The 20,665-nt window shown below is 53.1% G+C and carries 17 protein-coding genes; 5 read left to right on the top strand and 12 right to left on the bottom strand.

Translation table 11 applies throughout. From position 1 onward, the window contains the following. Nucleotides 1-5: 5 nt before the first annotated feature. Nucleotides 6-545, bottom strand: coding sequence for a DUF2058 domain-containing protein (locus TU92_RS02975; RefSeq protein WP_112164470.1), 540 nt, complete (start codon nt 543-545; stop codon nt 6-8). A gap of 192 nt (nt 546-737) precedes the next feature. Here TU92_RS02975 and TU92_RS02980 point away from each other — a divergent pair, with 192 nt between their 5' ends. Together TU92_RS02980 and TU92_RS02985 are read left to right on the top strand one after the other, a co-directional pair. After that, nucleotides 738-2,186: an AMP nucleosidase gene (locus TU92_RS02980; RefSeq protein WP_112164471.1), complete on the top strand. Its 1,449-nt coding sequence runs from the start codon at nt 738-740 to the stop codon at nt 2,184-2,186. A gap of 113 nt (nt 2,187-2,299) precedes the next feature. Further along, on the top strand, nt 2,300-3,730 hold the full coding sequence (locus tag TU92_RS02985; protein ID WP_112164472.1) for an EmmdR/YeeO family multidrug/toxin efflux MATE transporter: 1,431 nt from the start codon (nt 2,300-2,302) through the stop codon (nt 3,728-3,730). Nucleotides 3,731-3,784: 54 nt separating this feature from the next. On the opposite strand, the gene TU92_RS02990 is transcribed toward TU92_RS02985, so the two are convergent. Further along, nucleotides 3,785-4,267, bottom strand: a complete 483-nt coding sequence (locus TU92_RS02990; RefSeq protein ID WP_112164473.1) for a DUF805 domain-containing protein — start codon at nt 4,265-4,267, stop codon at nt 3,785-3,787. A gap of 51 nt (nt 4,268-4,318) precedes the next feature. Continuing rightward, nucleotides 4,319-5,389 (bottom strand): LacI family DNA-binding transcriptional regulator, encoded by a 1,071-nt coding sequence (locus TU92_RS02995; protein WP_112164474.1) that lies wholly within the window; start codon nt 5,387-5,389, stop codon nt 4,319-4,321. A 280-nt stretch (nt 5,390-5,669) separates the two neighbouring features. Here TU92_RS02995 and TU92_RS03000 point away from each other — a divergent pair, with 280 nt between their 5' ends. Next, nucleotides 5,670-6,926: a maltoporin gene (locus TU92_RS03000; protein WP_112164475.1), complete on the top strand. Its 1,257-nt coding sequence runs from the start codon at nt 5,670-5,672 to the stop codon at nt 6,924-6,926. A 269-nt stretch (nt 6,927-7,195) separates the two neighbouring features. Here the strand turns inward: TU92_RS03000 and TU92_RS03005 are convergent, their stop codons facing one another. The 6 genes from TU92_RS03005 to TU92_RS03030 form a co-directional block, all read right to left on the bottom strand. Continuing rightward, complete coding sequence (locus tag TU92_RS03005; protein WP_112164476.1) at nt 7,196-7,513, bottom strand: PTS sugar transporter subunit IIB; 318 nt, start codon at nt 7,511-7,513, stop codon at nt 7,196-7,198. Between the two features lie 73 nt (nt 7,514-7,586). Further along, nucleotides 7,587-9,650, bottom strand: a complete 2,064-nt coding sequence (locus TU92_RS03010) for a beta-galactosidase (protein ID WP_112164477.1) — start codon at nt 9,648-9,650, stop codon at nt 7,587-7,589. A gap of 67 nt (nt 9,651-9,717) precedes the next feature. After that, nucleotides 9,718-10,929, bottom strand: coding sequence for a glycoside hydrolase family 53 protein (locus TU92_RS03015; protein ID WP_112164514.1), 1,212 nt, complete (start codon nt 10,927-10,929; stop codon nt 9,718-9,720). Nucleotides 10,930-10,934: 5 nt separating this feature from the next. Continuing rightward, nucleotides 10,935-11,786, bottom strand: a complete 852-nt coding sequence (locus tag TU92_RS03020) for a sugar ABC transporter permease (protein ID WP_112164478.1) — start codon at nt 11,784-11,786, stop codon at nt 10,935-10,937. 14 nt (nt 11,787-11,800) lie between these two features. Further along, nucleotides 11,801-13,102: a carbohydrate ABC transporter permease gene (locus TU92_RS03025; protein ID WP_112164479.1), complete on the bottom strand. Its 1,302-nt coding sequence runs from the start codon at nt 13,100-13,102 to the stop codon at nt 11,801-11,803. An 87-nt stretch (nt 13,103-13,189) separates the two neighbouring features. Then, nucleotides 13,190-14,416: an extracellular solute-binding protein gene (locus tag TU92_RS03030; protein ID WP_112164480.1), complete on the bottom strand. Its 1,227-nt coding sequence runs from the start codon at nt 14,414-14,416 to the stop codon at nt 13,190-13,192. A gap of 276 nt (nt 14,417-14,692) precedes the next feature. Here TU92_RS03030 and TU92_RS03035 point away from each other — a divergent pair, with 276 nt between their 5' ends. Further along, entirely contained in the window at nt 14,693-15,796 is a 1,104-nt protein-coding gene (locus TU92_RS03035; protein ID WP_112164481.1) for an ABC transporter ATP-binding protein, read from the top strand. An 80-nt stretch (nt 15,797-15,876) separates the two neighbouring features. Here the strand turns inward: TU92_RS03035 and TU92_RS03040 are convergent, their stop codons facing one another. Both TU92_RS03040 and TU92_RS03045 read right to left on the bottom strand, forming a co-directional pair. After that, nucleotides 15,877-16,209 carry a DUF496 family protein gene (locus TU92_RS03040; protein WP_112164482.1) on the bottom strand — a complete coding sequence of 111 codons (333 nt, stop codon included), beginning with the start codon at nt 16,207-16,209 and terminating at the stop codon, nt 15,877-15,879. Nucleotides 16,210-16,378: 169 nt separating this feature from the next. Beyond that, nucleotides 16,379-17,476 (bottom strand): FUSC family protein, encoded by a 1,098-nt coding sequence (locus TU92_RS03045; RefSeq protein ID WP_112164483.1) that lies wholly within the window; start codon nt 17,474-17,476, stop codon nt 16,379-16,381. Nucleotides 17,477-17,701: 225 nt separating this feature from the next. On the opposite strand from TU92_RS03045, the gene sbcB reads away from it, so the two are divergent. Beyond that, nucleotides 17,702-19,129 (top strand): exodeoxyribonuclease I, encoded by a 1,428-nt coding sequence (sbcB, locus tag TU92_RS03050; RefSeq protein ID WP_112164484.1) that lies wholly within the window; start codon nt 17,702-17,704, stop codon nt 19,127-19,129. A gap of 137 nt (nt 19,130-19,266) precedes the next feature. Here sbcB and TU92_RS03055 read toward each other — a convergent pair whose 3' ends face one another. Next, entirely contained in the window at nt 19,267-20,643 is a 1,377-nt protein-coding gene (locus tag TU92_RS03055; protein ID WP_112164485.1) for an APC family permease, read from the bottom strand. Nucleotides 20,644-20,665: the final 22 nt, after the last annotated feature.

The raw sequence follows: 20,665 nt of genomic DNA on the forward strand, positions 1-20,665 counted from the left end.
GTTGATTACCACATCAAATCATCAGGCACTTTAAAGTCAGCATACGGATCTTCTTCATCCTGCTCTTCCTGACTCAGCGCACTGTTCAATACAATGCTGTTTGCATCGCGCTGGGCAATTTTATCCGCGACGCTGGCGGGGATAATCGCGTACTGACTCTCGCCGCTGCTTTCAACCACCAGACGGGCGATAGCCAGACGGCCACTGATCAGCTGCGCCTGAGTTGTCTTATCCACAAAGATTTTTTTGATTAAATTGCCGTCTGTGAAGTTAAAGCCAATATCGCCTTTTGAAATATCGACTCTGTTCATTTCAATCAGCTGCTTCACCTGCGCTTTATATTCTTTCGATAAGGCCGCTTGTTTTTGTTGTTCGCTCAGCTGCTTATCACGCTCAAGCTGCGCCTTCTTATTTTCTTCCACCGCCTCTCTGGCCTCACGGGCCTGAACGCGTGATTTCTTCGCCGTTCGCTGAACTTTGTCCATTTTCTTGCTGGACACTAATCCCGCTTTTAGCAGTTGCTCTTGTAAAGTCAGTTTTGTCATGTTCGTTTCTAAATCCGTTGAATAATGTGCAGGATTATACCTGTAATTTTTGATGCTATGCCAGATTGCAGGGGCTGAATACCGCGCAGCGTAATTTTCACCGCTTCAGCATCAATTAAACATTGGCGTCACCGGCCAGACCCGCCATATTTAGAGTGACCTGATGATGAACGAAGAAAAAAGGAAAAGCGTATGGATAACAAGTCACTTACCGCTGTAGAGGCGATTGATAAACTCGAAGAGATGTACAATAACTCGGTCGCGGCACTGCGGGATGCGATTAAGGATTTCATCGTTCAGGGCACACTGCCGGACGTGGCTGCGCGCGCAGCGGGATTGTTCGTTTACCCGGAACTGCGTGTGAGCTGGGACGGCGTGACGCCCGCTAAAAATCCGACCCGCGCCTATGGCCGCTTTTCTCACCCCGGACGTTATGCCACTACCATCACCCACCCCGAGCTGTTCCACCGTTATCTCATCGAGCAGCTTTCTTTGCTCGAGGAAGAATACAATGCGGTGATTGAGGTCGTGCCGTCGCAGCAGGAGATCCCTTATTCCTACGTCATCGACGGTTCGGATTTGATGCTCGACCGCTCAATGAGTGCTGGGCTGGCAAAACATTTCCCCACCACAGAGCTTTCGCAAATTGGCGATGAAACCGCCGACGGGTTGTATTATCCCGGCGATACCTTTCCGCTTTCACATTTTAACGCGCTGCGCGCTGATTTCTCCCTCGCACGTCTGCGCCACTACACCGGCACGCTAATCGAGCATTTCCAGCCATACGTGCTGTTCACCAACTACACCCGCTATGTGGATGAGTTTGTCAGCTGGGCGTGCGCACAGATTGCCGATCCCGACAGCCCGTACGAAGCGCTGGCCTGTGCGGGCAGCGTATTTATTACCGCCGACACGCTCTATCCGGAACAGGCCGTTTCAGACCTGGCGTGGAAAAAACATCAGATGCCAGCCTATCATCTGATTGCACGCGACGGGGCCGGGATAACACTCGTGAACATCGGTGTCGGCCCGGCGAATGCCAAAACCATTTGCGATCATCTGGCCGTATTACGTCCGCACGTCTGGCTGATGATTGGTCACTGCGGCGGATTACGCGAAACTCAATCCATCGGCGATTACGTTCTGGCCCACGCTTATCTGCGTGACGATCACGTTCTTGATGCCGTCCTGCCGCCGGATATCCCTATCCCAAGCATTGCCGAAGTGCAGCGCGCGCTCTATGACGCCACCAAAAAGATGAGCGGCATGCCGGGTGAAGAAGTGAAACAACGCCTGCGCACCGGAACGGTGGTGACGACCGATGACCGTAACTGGGAGCTGCGCTACGCCGCCTCGGAGCTGCGTTTTAATCTCAGCCGCGCCGTGGCCGTGGATATGGAGAGTGCGACCATCGCCGCACAGGGTTATCGCTTTCGCGTGCCGTACGGCACTTTACTCTGCGTCTCTGATAAACCTCTGCACGGCGAAATCAAACTGCCGGGTCAGGCCAACAAGTTCTATGAAGGGGCAATCTCGGAGCATTTGCAAATCGGTATCTGTGCCATCGATCTGCTGCGCGCCGAGGGCGATCATCTGCATTCACGCAAATTACGTACCTTTAACGAACCCCCTTTCCGATAATTGTTTTTTAACACTTTAATTACCCCGCTTCTTAAAAAAGACTTTGCATAATGCAGAGTCTTTTACCATCATAAATTAAAACGCTGTTCTACTTTCTGCCATCTGGAATTCTCTTGCAAAACGTCATCGTCTCTTTGCGCAAAGCCATCGAGCGCACGCCCTGGTATCCGAAACGGCGTTCTTACCGCACCCTGTTCTGGCGTGAAATCACGCCCCTCGCTGTGCCTATTTTCTTCGAGAATGCCTGCGTTCTGCTGATGGGCGTCCTGAGTACGTTTCTGGTCAGCTGGCTGGGCAAAGAAGCGATGGCGGGCGTTGGGCTGGCAGACAGTTTTAACATGGTGATCATTTCGTTCTTCGCCGCTGTCGATCTCGGTACGACAGTGGTGGTCGCCTTCAGTCTGGGTAAACTCGATCACGAACGTGCCCGCGCTGCGGCGCGTCAGTCGCTGGCGATCATGACCGTCTTTGCGGTGCTGCTGGCGATCTTACTCCAGTTTTCCGGCCATGTGATTATCGACATGATCGCCGGTAACGCCGAACCGCAAGTCAAAGAGATGGCGCTATCTTATCTGCAAATGAGTAGCTGGAGTTATCCGGCGGCAGCCATTGCGCTGATTGGCTCAGGTGCGCTGCGCGGTGCCGGTAATACCAAAATTCCGATGCTGCTGAACGGCGGCATGAACATCCTCAATCTGGTTATCAGCAGCGTGCTGATTTACGGTTGTTTCGGCTGGAACGGTCTGGGCTTTATCGGCGCAGGTCTCGGCCTGACCATTGCCCGATACATCGGTGCGATAGCGGTTATCGCGGTGCTGATGGTCGGCTTTAATCCCTCACTCAAAATCTCGCTGAAAAGTTACTTCCTGCCGCTCAATACCAATATTCTGCGCGAAGTACTCGGTATCGGCATTCCCGCCAGTATTGAATCCGTGCTGTTCAACGGCGGAAAATTACTGACGCAAGTTTTCGTCGCCGGAATGGGCACCAACGTCATTGCTGGTAACTTTATCGCCTTCTCCATAGCGGCCTTAATCAACCTGCCGGGAAACGCCCTGGGCTCGGCGTCGACCATTATCGTCGGTACGCGGCTGGGCAAAGGACAAATCGCCCAGTCCGAACGCCAGCTGCGCCACATCTTCTGGCTGTCGACCTTTGGACTGTGCGTACTGGCGTTTCTGTCTGTGCCCTTCGCTGGCCTGCTGGCGCGCTTTTACACCAATGAAGAAGACGTGATTGACGTGGTCAAAATCCTTATCTGGCTGAATGCCGCATTTATGCCGTTTTGGGCAGCATCCTGGGTTCTGCCCGCCGGTTTGAAAGGCGCGCGCGACGCCCGTTTCACCATGTACGTGTCGATGGTGGGCATGTGGGGATGTCGTATTGTGGTCGGCTATTTCCTCGGGATCGTACTTGGCTTTGGCGTCGTAGGTATCTGGCTTGGGATGTTCCTCGACTGGATCGTGCGCGGAGTGTTCTTCTACTGGCGCATGGCCAGCGGCCGCTGGCTGTGGAAGTATCCAAAGTCGAAGAGGACGCAATAGTAAAGATGAGGAGTTTGCCGCGAACACCGCCGCAAACTCCCGTTTCAGGAAGGCTTATTCAGCAATAACCGGCTTTTGCAAATCCACCGACGTTTTAGATTTCTGGCAGCAAAGGTAAATAATCCCCAGCAGCGGGATCCAGCCAAGGATAATGCCCAGCACCACGTTCATCACGGCGTAAGTTTCGGGCGAGGCATACTGGACAAGGATCATATTCAGCATCCGCGAGATGACGCCCGCCAGATAGACGCCGCCAAACCACCACCCGGAGCGGCCAATATCGTGCATACGGCGGATACCGACGGCGAGAAGAGGCAGCGCCAGTACCAGCGCGAAAAGGCTGTACGCCATTCCGGCGTAGAGCACGCCGATGTAAGGATCGCCCGCCATGGAGAAGAAAGAGATGGTGCCCATCACCAGCAAAATCATCAACACGATATTACCCAGCGTGAAGACCCAAAATTCCTTTCTGGTCGCCCTGCCCGCAAATTTCACATAGCCTTTCCAGCCCTGCAAATAACACTGCCATAAGGTCATTCCTTCATTTCCTTTTGTCTTTTTAAAAGTCTGAGGGATTTAAACCGTTTCCTACTGGCCGCGCAACTGCGAAGCGAGTTTATCCAGCTGATCGGCGATCTGGTTCAGATCTTTGTCCTGCCCACCCGGCGCGCGGGTGGAATTACGCACAACCAGCTTTGCCGGTAAGACTTTGGAGACCGTAACGTCATTCTTCGTGGCCAGCAGCCGTTCAACCGCCTCTTTGCTTTGCAAATCCAGATCCAGCGACACCGTGGTGAGCGCCGGATGGAAGAACGCGCTGTCATAGGTGTCATCGTAGCCAACGATCGACACCTGCTGCGGGATAGCGACGTTGTGCTGATGCAGCGCACTGGTAACGCCCAGCGCCATCTGGTCATTCCCCACCAGCATCGCGGTAAACTGTGGCGTCTCACGCAGCATGTGCAGCGCATTGTAATAGCCACTTTTCGCGCTCCAGTCGCCATGAATAACCGTCACCGGCTGTAACCCGTTCTCCGTCAGCGTCTCCTGCCAGCTCCTGAGGCGCAGGCGCGATGATACCGAATCCTCCGGCCCGGCCAGCAGTGCGAACTCCCGGTGACCTAACTCCAGCAGATATTCGACGCTGGCGCGCGAACCGTCCGCCGGGTTAAAGCAGACGTTAAACACCGTGCTTGTCGGGTCGACATCAAGGAACAGGCACAAAATATCGCGATTGTTCTCGTAGATAAGCTCCGCTTCGGCGCTTTCCAGCGGGATGTTGATAATCACGCGATCTACCCGCTGGGATTTCAGCTCGTTGATGGAGTCCTGAATGCTTTGATTGACGTCTTCGTCAATCATCGAAATCAGCACCTGATAACCGGCCTGATGCGCGTATTTTTTGACGGAGGCGGCTATCTGCGAAGGCGCGTGCAGTGCCAGCGACGTGGTCACCAGCCCCAACGTGAAACTCTGTTTGCCGACCAGCTGCTGTGCCAGACGGTTAGGTACATAACGCAGGACTTCAATTGCCTGCTCGACTTTCAGACGGGTGGCGTCAGAGACGTTGGCGGACTTGTTCAAAACCCGCGAAACGGTCTGATAAGACACGCCGGCGTAGCGGGCAACATCTTCTAATGTCGAACTTTTCGATTTCATTCTCTTTCCCTGCCTGGAACCTGTGAACGTAGCTTACCCCCACATCAATCGACTCAAACTACGGGATCTCATCTAAAAGTTCAATCTGGCGAGTCAGGCACTGCATAAGTTATACGTTAACATTGCATAATCTTGTGATTTAAATCACTACCCGTTTATTTATACACCACAAGTTATGGATCTAAATCACAATTCAGGATGTGTAAAATTGATCATTATTGTTTCTGGGTATCTTATAGATTCCGTAAATGTGAACGTCATACAATCATAAGGAAAAAGAATGAAACACAACTTACGCACTCTGGCTGTGGCGGTTTCCCTCGCCATCACGGCAGGCCCTGCAGTGGCAAACGATATTGATTTTCATGGCTATCTGCGTTCAGGGCTGGGTGTTTCCGGCAGTGGCAGCTTAGAACAGTTCCAAAAAAATAAAGTCGGTCGTCTGGGCAACGAAGACGACACCTACGGTGAAGTCGAACTGGGCAGTGAAGTCTACAAAAAGGACGATGTGAGTTTTTATGTCGACTCCATGGTCAGCATGGTTTCCGACGGCTCAAATGATGATGAAAGCACCGTTAACGACGACGCGCAGTTCGGCCTGCGTCAGCTGAATCTGCAAATCAAAGGGCTGGTGCCGTGGGATAAAGATGCGGTGATCTGGGGCGGGAAACGCTACTACCAGCGCCACGACTTGCACATCATCGACACCAAATACTGGAACATCTCCGGTGCCGGGGCCGGGGTGGAAAACCTGAAGCTGGGCGAAGGTGCGCTGTCCGTGGCGTGGATCCGTGGCGATGCCAATGACGTGGATTACCGCGTCGACGGCGATAATGACGTTAACATCAACTACATCGACGTACGTTATGCCGGAATCAAACCGTGGAACGGCGCGTGGATGGAAATTGGTGCTGACTACGCCATGCCGAACCTGACGCACGATCAGAAAGAGTACGGCGGCCTGTATGACGCGGATAATGGCGTGATGCTGACCGGCGAAATCAGTCAGGACATGTGGGGCGGCTATAACAAACTGGTTTTACAGTACGCGGACAAAGGTCTGGCCCAGAACATGATCTCCCAGGGCGGCGGCTGGTATGACATGTGGAACTACACCAATGACGCCACCGGTTATCGCGGCATCATCACCGGTCTGATTCCAATCACCAGCAAATTCAGCCTCAACCACGTGCTGACCTACGGCCACGCGGATAACATTACGGCTTACACCGACACTACCGAACTGGTCTCGCTGGTTGGCCGCGCGCAGTATCAGTGGACAGATTACGTGCGTACCATCGGTGAAGTCGGTACTTTCTATCAGAAAGATGATTACAAGAACGGCTCTAACTACAAACAGGGCGGCCAGAAATACACCCTGGCGATGGGTCTGGCAGCAGGTCCTGAGTTTATGTCCCGTCCTGAACTGCGCGTATTTGCGTCGTATCTGAATGACTCAGAGCATGGCGATACGTTTGAAGATCACACCAAATCCGACACCTGGAACTTTGGGGTTCAGGTTGAAGCCTGGTGGTAAGTTGTTTGTTCATGAAGTAAACGTTATGCCTGAAATACCGTATTAAAATAAATCTGTGTCTGATGATATTAAGAAATAACCTCATTGTTATAAATGCTCAGGGTTTAACGCATTTTCTCTTGTAGGGGATCGTGACGTTTTTTGTACCCGCACAGCAGCATCGTTATTATTACTAAAGTGTCAAAGTAAATAAAAAAGGCAGCCAAATTATCTGGCTGCCTTTTTATTATTTCAGTGTGCTTTTAATTTAACTTAAAATTTAAATAAGCTTAATTACTCTGTAAGCCAAACTTCTCAGTCATCAGTTTCTTCAGGCTGTCGGACTGCTTGCCGAATATCGCATGCACTTCCTGGCCGATAATGACCACCCCAATCGCGCCGGTCTGCTGGATAGCGCCTGAGTTAACGCGCTTTAACTCTCTGACCTTCACGCGCAGACGGGTAATACAAGCATCGACATTGATAATGTTATCGTGCCCGCCAAGCGCCTCAATTAATAACGCGACGTCGGTGGACGGCGGCACTTCATCTTTCAGATTTTTATTCTTCGCCGAGAACACATGCATAAAGTCTTTAATATTGACCATGATTAATCCTCTCTTGCAGAAATGAAAAAACGTGCCGCAGGGAATATTCCCCACGGCACGTCAGGAGTAAAACTTATTGTGTGATTTTACGCGTCAGGATCTGGCAGCCAAATGCCGGTAACGTCAGTTTGCGCGGCAGGTTCCCGCCGTGAACGATATCCTGATAATCCTGCGGCAACGCAACGGTCTGGCTGTCCGCATTGTAGTTTTGCAGGAAGATAAACTCGCTTTCACCATCGGTACGGCGCGCGGCAGTCACACCTTCCGGCAGCGGCGTATTGATGGCGCGCGGCAACTTCATCTCCTTCGCCAGCGCGGTAAAGAAATCGGCATGGAACTGCTGATCGTTACGCGACGCCACGTAGTACGCCTGCCCTTTGCCGTACAGATTCACGGTCACGGCCGGATTACCGGCATAGAAATCGTCGCCGTAGGTGGCCAGTGCTGCCGCCCCTTCCAGATGGATCACTTCGCACAGCTGCGAGGCGCGATACGGGCCGCTGAGCCCCAGCGCGTTGCCCTCCACACCGGCGACGCTGTTGTGCTGTTCATCGGTCAGGCTGTCTATCTCTTCCGCCCAGATGCCCAACACCGGTCGCAGCGGTCCGGGGAATCCGTTGAGGAAGCACAAATCGGTTTCGTTGACGATCCCGCTCCAGTAGGTCGCGACAAAGCGTCCGCCAGCCTGAACAAAGGCGCTGATGCGCTCACCGACGCCCTCGCGCACCATGTACAGCATCGGGGCAATCACCAGATCGTAGCCCTGCAAATCGCAGTCTGCGTTAATCACGTCCACCGCAATTCCCTGCGCCCAGAGCGCGCGGTAATGATCGGCGACGGTATTTTCGTAATGCAGCCCGGCGTTACGCGGCCCCATCGCATCATCCATCGCCCAGCGGCTTTCCCAGTCGAAGATGATGGCAACTTTGGCTTCCACACGGCTGCCCGCCACCGGCGCTAATGCCGATAAAATCGAGCCAAGCTCTGCGACTTCGCGCCCGACGCGGGTGTCGATGTGCCCGACGTGATCGACCACTGCACCGTGGAATTTCTCGCAAGAACCACGGCTTTTACGCCACTGGAAATACTGCACGGAATCCGCTCCGTGGGCGACCGCCTGCAAGGAAGAGAGAATGTGCATTCCCGGCTTTTTCAGTTTGCTGGTCGGCTGCCAGTTGGTGAAACTCGGCGTCGATTCCATCAGCACAAAAGGCTTGCCCTGCTTGAGGGTACGCATAAGGTCATGATACATCGCGGTATACGCCGCGAGACCGATATCATCCTGACGGGTGTGCCACATCGGGTAGCTGTCCCAGGAAATGAAATCCAGCACGCCGGCAAGTTTCCAGTAATCGTAATCGTAGAAATATTCCATGAAGTTAGTGGTCGCTGGTAACGCCGGATTTTCGGCTTTCAGCGGCCGGATTTCTTCGCTGCAAAAACGCGTAACCTGATCGGTATTAAAACGCCGCCAGTCAAGATTCAGGCCGTGAACCCCATTTTCGCCCTGCGGTGATGGCGATTCGAGCTGCGACCAGTCGGTGTAAGTGTGGCTCCAGAAGGTGCTCCACCAGGCTTTGTTCAGCGCATCAAGCGTGACATAACGGGCTTTCAGCCAGTCGCGAAACTGCCCCTGACAGGTGTCGCAATGGCATTCACCGCCGTATTCATTGGAGATGTGCCAGCCAATCACCGCCGGATGGTTCGCGTAACGCTTCGCCAGCTGGCCGTTCATCAGCTGCACTTTTTCGCGGTAAACCGGCGAGCTCATGCAATGATTATGACGCCCGCCGTGCAGCGCGGGAACGCGGTCGCGCCCGACGCGCAGTACCTGCGGATATTTTTGCGACATCCATGCCGGACGCGCGCCGCTGGGTGTCGCGAGAAACACCGAAATACCGTTTTCATGCAGGCGGTTTAGCACCTGATCCATCCAGTCAAAGGTGTAGCGGCCTTCTTCAGGTTCCAGCGCTGACCAGCTGAAAATCCCCACTGACATCACGTTGCAGCGTGCTTCTTTCATCATTTCGACATCGCGCACCAGCACGTCGGGGTGATCCAGCCATTGCTCGGGGTTGTAATCCGCGCCGTGTAACAGACCGGAAATCTTACTGCTCAGAAGAGGGAATTTCGTCATGCTTAATCCTTTAAATCCGTAAGAAATAGACAGTGCTCCCCGGCCAAGGCTGCCGGGGAAAAGGGAATCAGTTGAAGACTTTGATGGAAGGTAAAACCTGACCGTCACAGCTGAACAGCGCCTGATTTTCGCGGGCGTTGCCCTCTTTCCAGTGGTCATTGATGTAGGTCATTCCAGCCGGTGTCGCCCAGCCCGCGCCATTAACCGGGATCCAGGTCGGCTCCCAGTAGAACAAGCCTTTGCCGCGGTTTTCGGGCACAGCCACCAGACTTTTGATCATATCGCTGAGGAAATCGGCCTGACCCTGCACGGTGCCCGGATAGCCGCCGTCTTTGGCTTCTTTCTCGTTGAAGCTGTTCTCGGCGGCATCGCAGTTTTGGGTGCTGTAGCCATACGCCACTTCAACGACGATCACGTCTTTGTTGTAGCGTTTACTGATGTCGTCCATGTTCGTTTGCAGCGCGGAGATCGGCCCGTTCCAGTAGGTATAAAACGACAGGCCAATCACGTCGTAAGGGACGTTGCGCTGATTGATTTCATCGAACCACCAGCGGAAGGTGTCATTCTTCGTGCCTTCGGCCAGATGCAGCATGATTTTGATTTTCGACGGGTCTTTCTCATCCGCCCGCACGCCGGAAATCGCCGCATTCAGCAGTCCGGCCAGACGGTCAAACTCACCGCCGCCCTCGCCCCAGCTTTTGCCTTCCGGCCACAAAATCCCGCCGTTCATTTCATTGCCGACCTGCACCATGTCCGGCACCACGCCCTGCTGGCGGAACTGCGCGATCACCTCACGGCTGTAATCATGAATGGCAGTTTTCAGCTGCGGATAATCCATCTTCGCCCAGCTTTTCGGCTTGAACTGTTTTCCCGGATCGGTCCAGAAATCGCTGTAATGGAAGTCGAGCAGGATTTTGAAGCCCTGCGCTTTGGCGCGCTTCGCCAGTTCCAGCGTGGTCGCCAGGTCGTTATTGCCGCCGCCGTAAGGTTTGCCCGCCGCATCTTTCGGATCAACCCACAAACGCAGGCGCACGTAGTTAAAACCGTTTTGTTTAAGGATCACCATCGCGTCCTGCTGCTTGTGGTTCTGATCAAAAAACTTGCCGCCGTGCTTTTCAACATCAATCAGCGTGGAAATGTCCGCGCCTTTAATGAAATCTGCCGGAACGTTGGCGACCTTTTTGATACTGACGTTTTCTGCTGCACAGGAAAATGACATCGCCAGAAACAGGCAGGCAACCGTACTTTTAGTGAAAATCTTTGTATTCAGGAAAGTCATGATGATCATCCTTTAGTGCTGCCGGCGGTCAGGCCGGAGACGAAGTATTTTTGTAAGGCGAGATAGAAAATGGCGACCGGTACCGCGATCAGCACCGCCCCGGCGGCGTACATGGTGTAGTTCGCTCCCATTTTTTGGGCGACCAGGTTATAGAGGCCGATCGGCAGCGTGTATTTATCCGGCGTGCGCAAAATGGTGCTGGAGAGAATGAAATCCCCCAGCGGCCCGGTGAAGGAAAACAGCGCAATTACCGCCAGAATAGGCTTCGACAACGGCATGATGATTTCAATAAAGATGCGGAAGTTACCCGCACCGTCCATCCGCGCTGATTCATCCAGATCTTTCGGAATAGCGTCCAGATAACCTTTCATCAGATAGGTATTCATCGGAATCATGCCGCCGACGTAAATCAGCACCAGCGCCAGATGGCTGTTAATCAGCCCCAGAAGTTGCGCCAGCACGAAGATGGCGATCAGCGCCGAAAACTGCGGGATCATCTGTAATAAAAGAAACAGCATCAGCCCGTCTTTGCGGCCCTTAAAGCGAAAGCGCGAGAAGGAATAGGCGGTGAAACTGACGCAAATCAGCGTCAGCACCATGGTCAGGAAACTAATTTTCATCGAATTCCAGTACCAGCCGACGTAATTCACGTCACCGTTAAACAGGTCTTTGTAATGTTGGAAAGAGACGTTCTCCGGAATAATCGACGTACTGAGCAGGCTGTTACCGGCGTTCAGCGAGGCGCCGACGGTCCAGATCAGCGGATAAATAATAATAACCGCCACGATCAGCAACAGAAAATAACTCAGCGACAGGCGGATAAACTTACTTCTTTTAATACTGCTGTTTTTACTCATTACCCGGCTCCCGCTTACGCCATATCATCTTGTTTAAATGAATTGGTTGAACGGAATTGCCACAGTGCAATACCGACAACAAATATTGACAGCAAAATCGTAATGGTCGCGGCAATGGCATATTGCGATGACGACATGGTGAGTTTATATATCCATGACACCAGAATATCCGTTCCGCCTGCATTCGATCCGGCCACTGCCGGGCCACCGTTATTAAACAGGTAGATAATATTGAAGTTATTAAAGTTGAAGGTGTATTGCGTAATAATGATCGGCGCAATGGAATACAGCACCAGCGGCAGCGTAATAGTTTTTAATTTCTTCCAGGTGCTCGCACCGTCCATCGTCGCCGCTTCGTATAAATCATTCGGGATCGCCTGCAATACGCCGGTGGTCATCGCGAAGACAAACGGGAAGCCCAGCCAGGTCTGCATCATGATCAGCGCCGTTTTGGTCCAGAACGGATCGGTCATCCACGCTTTCGGCTCAATCCCTAACGCCGCCAGAATGCCGTTGTTGATGACGCCAAAGGAATCGTTAAACATCCCGGCGAACACCAGAATAGTCACGAAGCCAGGCACCGCCCACGGCAAAATCAGGACGGTGCGGATCAGCGCCTTGAAACGTAAATCTTTCTGATTCACCAGAATCGCCAGCATCACGCCGACGGTACATTGCAGCGTGGTCGCCAGCACGGTCCAGACTACCGTCCACTGTAAAACGTCCAGCAGCGTTGAACGCCAGATGTTCAGCGTGAAGATATTAATAAAGTTTTTGAACCCGACCCAGTCGACTAATTTCGCCGGTGGCGTGTGGTAAAGATTGTAATTCGTAAACGCGATGGAGAAGCCAAAAATAATCGGAAATACCACCACAAATACCAGCAAAATAAAGCCCGGCGTTATCATCAAATAAGGAAAGCCTTCGCGCAGCAGTAAATGATACTGCTTTCTGACGCCGGGTAATTCCATCCCCAAATCACGTCTTTTGCCGTTCAGCCACGCATCGCGCAGGCTCCAGTAATAAAAGCCAACGCCAAAGGCGGCGATCAGGACGCTGATAATCCCTTTAGCCAGCAGGAAGATGGAATTATCGCGCGGAACTTCTTCGCCCAGCGTATATAACCCCCACAAGCCCTGTTGCAGGAAATCATAAAATACACCGGCGAAGCAAAACAGAATGATAAAAAAGATGATTCCCTTGGCCCATTGTCGGTTATAGAACTGACCAAAACCGGGGATCAGCGCCGCAGCCAGTGCCACCGGCGCGTGGTGGCTGGCGGAGTGTGGCACGTGGTTTTCCTCGTCAAGACGCATAGACACAAAGATATTCCTTTCACTGGTGAGGGAGTGAAATCACTCCCTCCTTTCAGACGTACAGGGGTTAGTGAATAATTCAGCGAATTACTCGTTGCTGGCTTTTGCCGCTTCGATTTGCATCTGGATGTTTTTCACGGCGTCATTAAGCGCGGCCTGCACCGGCTGCTTGCCGGTCACGCCGAGCTGGATGCCGTTGTTAGCCGGTCCCCAGACTTCCTGCATTTCCGGTACGCCCGGCATGGCGGTCGCGTGGGTGGACTGCAACGCCACCGCGTTGGCTTTTTCATCGTTCTTGATCATCGGATCATTGACCAGCGCAGTCAGTGCCGGGATTTCCTTGGTCACTTCGTAACGCACCTTGGCGTACTTAGGCTGGTTGATGAAAGTGATGAATTTCTCCGCCAGCGGTTTCTGTTTACTGTAGGTCGATACCGCATACCCTTTCACGCCGAGGAAAGAACTCATCGGTTTGCCATTGGGCAACAGCGGTAACGGTTTCACGCCGTAATTGATGCCCGCCGCTTCATACGGCTGGAACGCCCACGGGCCGGTGATCACCGCCGCCGCTTTCTTCTCGGTAAACAGGGAATCGATGGCGTTCAGGCCGTTATCGCCGGTAATTCCCGCCGGGAATAAACCGTCGGCATAGAATTTTTTCAGGTAAGTCACGGCTTCGACGCTACCCGGTTTATTCAGGCCGATGTCTTCGACGTTTAGCTCACCTTTGGCGTCTTTGCCAAAGATATAGCCACCCATAGACGAGATCGCGCCGTAGGCGTAATACACCTCATCGAACTTGGCGAGCAGACCGTATTTGCCTTTCGCCCTTTCCTCTTTGGAGAAGGCGTAATACTCATCGAGGGTATCCGGCGCTTTTGGCAGCAGGTCTTTGTTGTAGATGAGCACCAGCGTTTCGACCGCTTTTGGCACACCGTAGGTTTGCCCTTTCTGCTGGAACGCGTTGATGGCCGACGGCGTAAAGCTGTCAGTGAACGCTTTGTCGAGCGTAAGCGGAGCCAGTAATCCCTGAACCACGGCGGTGCCCAGCTGGTCATTGGGGATCACCACCACGTCAGGACCAATTCCCGCCGGGCCATCCAGACGCAATTTTTCGGTTTGCTGCGCGTAAGGCGTTTCCTGCACCACAACTTTGACGTTGTTCTCTTTTTCAAAGTCTTTAACAGCGTCGGCAATACCTGAAGATTTCTTAATATCTTCCCAGACAAGTAACTGACCCTCGGCTGCCCGGACGGCCTGGCTGCTAAGGCTTAATGACATCAGTACCAAGGCAGTAAGGTGTGTAATTTTCATTGTTGCTCCTGGATGTGAAGGTATAACATTTTTATGTGGAACCTGACGACATCCAATCAACAACCCATGCTAATAAACCCTTTAAAACCTGAATGCACGGTGATTAATGTCGTTTCTCAATTCGTGTTATACGTTAAACTTTGAATAACAAAATCACTACCAAAAGATGTGTATTGTGTGATCTCCTCTCCAAAATTCGAACCGCCCTGTGCAAACGTTTACACAAGGTGGTTATAGTCCGAAATATCAGCGGTATGAATCTTTAAGAGGTCAAAAATGTCCAGCATCAGACTCAAAAATGTGGTGAAGCGTTTCGATAAAACCGTGACGCTGCATAACATCAATATTGATATTGAAGACGGTGAATTCACGGTGTTCGTCGGACCGTCCGGCTGCGGGAAATCCACATTGCTGCGCATGATTGCCGGGCTGGAAGAGATTACGGAAGGTGATGTGTATATCGGTGAGCAGCGGGTGAACGACGTCGATCCTTCCCGCCGCGGCGTGGCGATGGTGTTTCAGTCGTATGCACTTTATCCGCACATGACGATTGCCGAGAACATGGGTTACGGGCTGAAAGTGAACGGCGTGCCGAAAGAGGAAATTCGTCATCAGGTGGAAATGGTCGCCAAAACCTTACAGCTTTCCCATCTGCTGGACCGAAAACCGAAACAACTTTCCGGCGGACAGCGCCAACGCACCGCCATTGGCCGCGCGATTGTGCGCAATCCGCAGGTTTTTATGTTTGATGAACCCCTTTCCAACCTGGATGCCGAACTGCGCGTGGACATGCGTCTGCACATTTCGAAACTGCATCAGGAATTGAAAACCACCATGGTGTATGTCACCCACGATCAGACCGAGGCAATGACGCTGGCGGATAAAATTGTGGTGATGAATTACGGAAAAGTGGAACAGATGGGCGCGCCGATGGATCTCTACTACAACCCGGTGAATAAATTCGTCGCCGGTTTCATTGGGTCGCCGAAGATGAATTTCCTGCCCGCCGAGGTGATAAGCTGGCAGCCTGATCGGCTGGAAGTGCGTCTGACGCCCGAGAAAACCCTGACGCTGGCTCTGAGCACCCGCGAACTGGCCACCGGTGATGCCATTACGCTCGGCATCCGCCCGGAGCACTTATTGTCGAAAGAGACGGAAAATCAGCTGGAGTTTAACTGCGAAGTGGTCGAGCGACTGGGCAACAGCACGTACCTGTTCGGCCAGTGCTACGGCACCGACGGTTTCAAAATGCTGCTGCCGGGCGACATGGCGTTCAATCCGTACCAGAGCCTGACCACGTGGTTTGACGCCGAGCGCTGCATGGTGTTCGACGACGCCGGTCTGCGGATCAGCGCAGCGAGTTTGTCTCATCTGCACTGACCGCCACATCCGCTCCTGCAAAATTTGGGCATAAAAAAACCGGGCATAAACCCGGTTTTTACTTTTTGGCGGCAACGAAATTATTTGGTTTCGTTAGCTTTGATTTCGCCCATCGCTTTCAGCTTTTTGGACATCTCACGACGCTCTTTCGACAGGTCTGCATTGCGGATGATGTAGTCATCAACACGATCTTCATAGTCGCCGCGCATGCTGGCAATGATCGCCTGAATTTCGTCGATGCTCATGCCTGGCTTGATGTAATCGCTCAGGTTGTCGAGCAGCAGAACACGCTTCTGGTTGTCGCGGATTTTCTTTTCGTTGTCAGCAATTTCACGTTGTAATTTGTTTTTACGACGGAAAATACGCACGAACTCCAGAACGTTCTGGAAGCTAGGCTTATTGATATTGTCCATTTTAACACCTTCGATTAAGTTACACAGATTCAGTGACTGATTTGTCGCAACCGCTTTGCCTACAAAGAATAACAACTTAGCAAAAAGCGTAGCAAAATTCGTGCTGCGCGCTCAGATAATCGTCCAATAACGCCATCTTACCCGTTTTAGGCCGCAGACAAAAATCCCTTCACGCTTTCGACGTTTTAACGCTGCTTATTTGAGCTTCTTCTTTCTGCATCACCATGGTGATCAGGTCGCCCATGGATTTCAGTTGCTCCGCCACCTGGGCACTCAGCCAGACATAGCCATACACCTGTGCTTCCAGGTGGTTGGCCGCATTCATTTCGGTCATCAGCGCTTTCAGCTCCTCCGCCGATTCATTGAGCTCATTGGAAATGTTCAGTTCATCGCCGCGTGTACCGTTAAGCAGCATCAGGCTCAGCTTTTCCAGCGTATCGAGCATCAGCAGCTGCGCGCTGCGCAACGTGCGGGCATTGAGCATCAGAAAATGACTTTCGCGTGAACTCCAGTAGGCATCGGCCAGCAGCTCCAGCGTGCATAACAGATTACGGCTCAGTGTCTGGATGGCGTCAAACGCCTCGCGAGGAACACGGGTTTCTTTACTCGAAGGCGCAAACAGTGAGCGCATCTTGACCATCTGGCTCATGGCACCTTTCAGCTTACGATCCAGATGCGGGCGATCCAGCAGGTTCGGCGACAGCCACGCGCTGTAGATTTTATTCAGCGACATCAGATAATCCGCCATCTGCATGCGCCAGTGAATAAAGGCGCGTTGCGGATAAATACTGGCAAACAACAGCGCCAGCAGGGATCCGAAAATGACATCACCGGAACGCCACAGCGCCATTTCCATATCTCCCGGCCCTGCACCGCACACCACCGCCAGCGTAATGCCGATCAGTAGCGCCATATAAGGCCGTTTGCCAAGGGTCAGATACCCGCTGACAAACATCACGACTGCGCACCAGACCAGCATCACCGGCAGCGAATAAAGCTCGAGCCACAGGGCAATCAACCCGGACGCCGCCCCCAGCACCGTGCCGGTCACGCGCTCCATCACCCGCTGAACCACGTTTCCCCAGAATGAAATCGGCCCCATCACCACCACCAGCGTGATCAGCGGCCAGGTGCCTTCAGGAATATGGGTCAGGCGCACGATAAGGAACGTCAGGATAAACGCCAGCGCGATACGCAGCGCATGGGTAATCCGATAGTTGCGGTAGATAACGTTATCCAGCGGAGAAATTTTCTTATCGAGACGCACGTTTAGCCAGCCGTAGGCGAAAGTTAAATGATGGCGCTAGTTTAGCTGAGTTAATAAAGCGGATCACCCCGGTTTGGTCAGGGTTTTGAGGGATGGTTACGGAAAAAGCCGACGTTTTTAGCGCTGTCTTCCAGAGCAGAGGATTTTGTCATGACATCACGGCGACGGATGGTATCCTATCCGGAGTTTCGTCCCCATTCCCGCAGTGATAAGGTTATCTTCGTAATGTCAGACAAGCCGCAAAAAACCTTTTATTTCCACGATTACGAGACATTCGGTAAAAATCCGGCGCTGGATCGTCCGGCACAATTTGCCGGGGTAAGAACTGACGAAGATTTCAATATCATCGAAGAACCGTTAGTGATCTATTGCCGCCCGTCTGACGATTATCTGCCCGAGCCGGAAGCCGTGATGATCACCGGCATTACGCCGCAAATCGCGCTCGAACGCGGCCTGAACGAAGCGGAGTTTACCGCGCAAATCCATCAGGCTTTCAGCGTGCCTGGCACCTGTATCGTCGGGTATAACAACATCCGTTTCGACGATGAAGTCAGCCGCAACATTCTGTATCGCAACTTTTACGATCCGTACGCCTACAGCTGGCAGAACGGCAATTCCCGTTGGGATTTACTCGACGTGATGCGCGCCTGCTACGCGCTGCGCCCGGAAGGCATCAACTGGCCGGAAAATGACGAGGGTTTCCCGAGTTTCCGCCTTGAGCACCTGACCAAAGCCAACGGCATCGAACACGAAAATGCTCATGACGCGATGGCCGATGTTTACGCCACCATTGCCATGGCGAAACTGGTCAAACAGGCGCAGCCGCGTCTGTTCAGCTTTCTGCTGGAGCATCGCAGTAAGCACAAACTCAACCAGCTTATCGACATCCCTTCTATGGCACCGCTGGTGCACGTCTCCGGTATGTTCGGTGCCGCGCGCGGCAATACCGCGTGGGTCGCGCCGCTGGCGTGGCATCCTGAGAATAAAAATGCCGTGATCATGTGCGACCTGGCCGGTGATATGTCGACGCTGCTGGATCTCGATCCGGATCAGATGCGTGAACGCCTGTACAGCCGCCGTGATTCGCTGGAACCCGGTCAGTCTCCTCTGCCTGTCAAACTGGTGCACATCAATAAATGTCCGGTGCTTGCCCCGGCCAAAACGCTGTTGCCGGAAAACGCCGAGCGCTTAGGCATTGATCGTCAGCGTTGTCTGGAGAACCTGCAACTGCTGCGTCAGAATCCGCAGGTGCGCGATAAGGTGGTAACCATGTTCGCCGAAGCCGAGCCCTTTGTCGCTTCCGAGGACGTTGATGCCCGCCTGTACGACGGTTTCTTCAGTGACGCCGATCGCGCCGCGATGCGCATTCTCCTGGAAACTCGCCCCGAGAACCTTCCGGCACTGGATCTGACGTTTAACGATTCGCGCATCGAACCCCTGCTGTTTCGCTTCAGAGCGAGAAATTATCCTGAGACCCTGACGGATGCCGAACAGAAACGATGGATGGCGCACCGACAGACCAAGCTGACCGATGAGCGTTTCCAGAATTATGCCTTAGAGCTGGAGGCGCTCTATAACTTGCATGAGGGGGATGCTGAGAAGATAGCGCTTCTCAAAGCGCTGTTTGAATATGGGAAACGGTTAGCGTCGTAGGGTGCAGAAGCCGCTGCAATGGCGGCTTTTTAAATCTGCCAGGCTCATTTTGCAAGCCGAGGCAGCCTCGGAAAGCTCCTCCCCCTTCGCAGGGGGGGAGCAAAACGGGTTTTCGGCCCTTTCCAAAGGGCCATCCATCACGCCTCGGGGGCGATTTCACCGCTCATCTGCGGTGGCTGCTTCCTGAAAGCATTGGTAATAAACGCCAGATATCCTAACCCGATTGCGCCCCAGACCAGACCCAGCGTCATTGAACTCGATTCCAGATTCAGCCACAGGGCACCGACGGTCAGCGCGCCAATCACCGGCAGGATCAGATAATGGAAGTGATCCTTGAAGGTGCGGTTGCGCTTCTCACGGATGTAGAACTGCGAAATCACCGACAGGTTCACGAAGGTGAAAGCCACCAGCGCACCGAAGTTGATTAGCGCCGTCGCGGTCACCAGATCAAATGTTATCGCAGACATCGCCACAACCCCCACCAGCACGACGTTGAACGTCGGGGTGCGCCATTTAGGATGCACATAACCGAAGACTTTTTCCGGGAAGACGCCGTCGCGGCCCATCACGTACAACAAACGTGACACGCCCGCATGAGCGGCCATACCGGAGGCCAGAACGGTCACACAGCTAAAGCACAGAATGACGGACTGGAAGAACTTACCGGCCACGTACAACATGATTTCAGGCTGAGAAGCGTCCGGATCTTTGAAGCGCGAAATATCCGGGAAGTACAGCTGCAGGAAGTAAGACACCACCACAAAGATGATGCCGCCAATCAGCGCCGTCAGGAAAATCGCTTTCGGAATGACTTTACCCGCGTTAGGCGTTTCTTCAGACAACGAACTGATACCGTCGAAGCCGAGGAATGAGAAGCACAGGATAGTCGCACCGGTAATCATTGGCACCACATGCGCATTTTCGCTGAAGAACGGCTTGGTGGTCGCCAGCGTTCCCATACCTTCGCCCATATACACGCCATGCACCAGCAGCCCGAGGAACACCACCATGATCGCCACCTGAACGACCACGATAATGCTGTTGAGGTTCGCGACAACTTTAATGCCGCGCAGGTTGAACGCGGTCATTAGCGCGACCAGCGCGGTGACAAAGATCCACGACGGCACACCGGGGAAGATGGCTTCCAGGTAAATTTTTGCCAGCAGGATGTTGATCATCGGCATGAACAGATAGTCCAGCAGGGATGACCAGCCCACCATAAAGCCGACGTGAGGGCTGATCGCCTTCTGTGCGTAAGTGTAGGCAGAACCGGCGGACGGGAAACGACGCACCAGTTTGCCGTAACTCACGGCGGTAAACAGAACGGCAATCAGCGCAAAGATGTACGCAGTCGCGACGTGACCATCGGTCAGGCCGGAAACGATACCGAACGTATCGAAAATGGTCATCGGTTGCAGATAGGCCAGACCCATCATGACAACCTGAACCAGCGTCAGGGTTTTACGCAGCTGTGCGCGCTGAGGTGCCGGAGAGGCGGAAACATTAGCAGACATGGCTCAGCCCTCCCTGGATTGC

It is taken from the genome of Rahnella inusitata (assembly GCF_003263515.1).
GTDB classification, from domain to species: Bacteria; Pseudomonadota; Gammaproteobacteria; order Enterobacterales; family Enterobacteriaceae; genus Rahnella; species Rahnella inusitata.

Coding starts and splice junctions, on each gene's coding strand:
- TU92_RS03015 (WP_112164514.1), bottom strand. CDS start 10,929: ATGACTTTCCTGAATACAAAGATTTTCACTAAAAGTACGGTTGCCTGC.
- TU92_RS03035 (WP_112164481.1), top strand. CDS start 14,693: ATGTCCAGCATCAGACTCAAAAATGTGGTGAAGCGTTTCGATAAAACC.
- TU92_RS03020 (WP_112164478.1), bottom strand. CDS start 11,786: ATGAGTAAAAACAGCAGTATTAAAAGAAGTAAGTTTATCCGCCTGTCG.
- TU92_RS02990 (WP_112164473.1), bottom strand. CDS start 4,267: ATGACCTTATGGCAGTGTTATTTGCAGGGCTGGAAAGGCTATGTGAAA.
- TU92_RS02975 (WP_112164470.1), bottom strand. CDS start 545: ATGACAAAACTGACTTTACAAGAGCAACTGCTAAAAGCGGGATTAGTG.
- TU92_RS03005 (WP_112164476.1), bottom strand. CDS start 7,513: ATGGTCAATATTAAAGACTTTATGCATGTGTTCTCGGCGAAGAATAAA.
- TU92_RS03000 (WP_112164475.1), top strand. CDS start 5,670: ATGAAACACAACTTACGCACTCTGGCTGTGGCGGTTTCCCTCGCCATC.
- TU92_RS03025 (WP_112164479.1), bottom strand. CDS start 13,102: ATGCGTCTTGACGAGGAAAACCACGTGCCACACTCCGCCAGCCACCAC.
- TU92_RS03030 (WP_112164480.1), bottom strand. CDS start 14,416: ATGAAAATTACACACCTTACTGCCTTGGTACTGATGTCATTAAGCCTT.
- TU92_RS03010 (WP_112164477.1), bottom strand. CDS start 9,650: ATGACGAAATTCCCTCTTCTGAGCAGTAAGATTTCCGGTCTGTTACAC.
- TU92_RS03040 (WP_112164482.1), bottom strand. CDS start 16,209: ATGGACAATATCAATAAGCCTAGCTTCCAGAACGTTCTGGAGTTCGTG.
- TU92_RS02980 (WP_112164471.1), top strand. CDS start 738: ATGGATAACAAGTCACTTACCGCTGTAGAGGCGATTGATAAACTCGAA.
- TU92_RS02995 (WP_112164474.1), bottom strand. CDS start 5,389: ATGAAATCGAAAAGTTCGACATTAGAAGATGTTGCCCGCTACGCCGGC.
- TU92_RS03055 (WP_112164485.1), bottom strand. CDS start 20,643: ATGTCTGCTAATGTTTCCGCCTCTCCGGCACCTCAGCGCGCACAGCTG.
- sbcB (WP_112164484.1), top strand. CDS start 17,702: ATGTCAGACAAGCCGCAAAAAACCTTTTATTTCCACGATTACGAGACA.